The following is a 1,178-nucleotide window of genomic DNA, read 5'->3' as shown; positions in this document are numbered from 1 at the left end:
TCGATGGCGTTTTGAAAGACGGAACGGATGTCGTATCTGTTGATCTATCTTATCCATAAAGACGTTCGTCCCACCAGATTGGCTCCGGCAGGTCGTACGCGATGGCTGCCGCATCGGGATGCTGCGGATTGATGAGGATGTTGCGCTCCACCCGCGCCGGGATCGACGGCACGATCAGGATGGCGCTGCGCTGCTCTTCATACCAGGCCTGGCCGAACGCCTTGCACAGTCCCTCGTCCTTCCCGTCCCAGCCCGGATGTGCGGCGGTCTGGAAAATCTCGTAGCGGGTGCCGTTGGGAATGGTGATGCGGATATAATGCTGGTTGGGCGGCAGCACGCTGCTGGCATGCACCAGCTTTTCCAGCATGGCGGTCGAATAATGTTCGGACGTATAGATGACGGGGCTGAGCGGCGTATTCCACCGTCCGGGATAGAGCCGCGCGCCTTCGCTGTCATAGATCGGATGAATACCGTCAGGATCGCCGATGCGGTAAGCCGTCAATACCCGGTCGGTTCGCCCGCCCTTCACACGCCCCCGCCATAAGCGGCGCGACCCAGAAGGTTGATGACGAGGTCCGCGCCCGGACTGGTCGCCAGCGCGACGTCGAGCGGCGCCTTTCCGTCGAGCATCGGATGCGCGCGACCCAGAAATTCGCGCGCCCGCTCCGGCTCCCGATAGATGTCGAGCGCGAAGCTGAACACCTTGGCGAGCCGGGCAAGCCGGTCCCCCTCCTCACTCGTCAGGCGCTTGGACGCGGACTTGCGCCGCCGCTCGAGCGTGGCCTTGGGAATGAGCCGAAACTTGAAGCGTGCGTCGCCCGGCGCCACCTTGTCGGCCAGGCGATCGAGCGCGGCGACGGGCAGACCGCTTTCGATGGATGTCGGCAACGACAGACGGGAAGCATGAATCCCGGCCCTTACGCCGAGCAACGCCTCAATGCTGTTGGGTTGGATTGCCATAAATTCTCTTGGTTCAAGTGATGCGATTATACGCATCATGTGGTTCGATGGCAAGCTGACCGCCGTCAAATCAAAATTTCTAGACCTTGCCAATTTTTGCCAAATACCTCATCATTCTTTCATGAGTACGATGAACATCTCCCTGCCGGAAGCGCTCAAGTCCTTCGTGGATCAGCAGGTGTCAGGGCGGGGCTATGGCACGAGCAGCGAATATGTGC

Annotated in this window: 3 protein-coding genes; 1 reads left to right on the top strand and 2 read right to left on the bottom strand. The window is 60.4% G+C overall.

Annotated elements, in window-relative coordinates:
- Nucleotides 1-49 precede the first annotated feature (49 nt).
- Nucleotides 50-529 (bottom strand): RES domain-containing protein, encoded by a 480-nt coding sequence (locus tag DI606_RS20205; RefSeq protein WP_293985811.1) that lies wholly within the window; start codon nucleotides 527-529, stop codon nucleotides 50-52.
- Complete coding sequence (locus DI606_RS20200) at nucleotides 526-960, bottom strand: antitoxin Xre-like helix-turn-helix domain-containing protein (protein ID WP_293985810.1); 435 nt, start codon at nucleotides 958-960, stop codon at nucleotides 526-528. The genes DI606_RS20205 and DI606_RS20200 overlap by 4 nt, the downstream gene beginning before the upstream one ends.
- A 121-nt stretch (nucleotides 961-1,081) precedes the next feature.
- On the opposite strand from DI606_RS20200, the gene DI606_RS20195 reads away from it, so the two are divergent.
- Nucleotides 1,082-1,178, top strand: a 97-nt coding sequence (locus tag DI606_RS20195; RefSeq protein WP_367119511.1) for a type II toxin-antitoxin system ParD family antitoxin, incomplete at its 3' end; no start/stop codon positions are given.

Origin of the sequence: Sphingobium sp. (assembly GCF_003248505.1) — a bacterium.
In the GTDB taxonomy this organism is placed as follows: Bacteria; Pseudomonadota; Alphaproteobacteria; order Sphingomonadales; family Sphingomonadaceae; genus Sphingobium.
The sequence above is the reverse complement of the archived record's forward strand: the minus strand, read 5'-3'. Positions and strand labels throughout refer to the sequence as shown.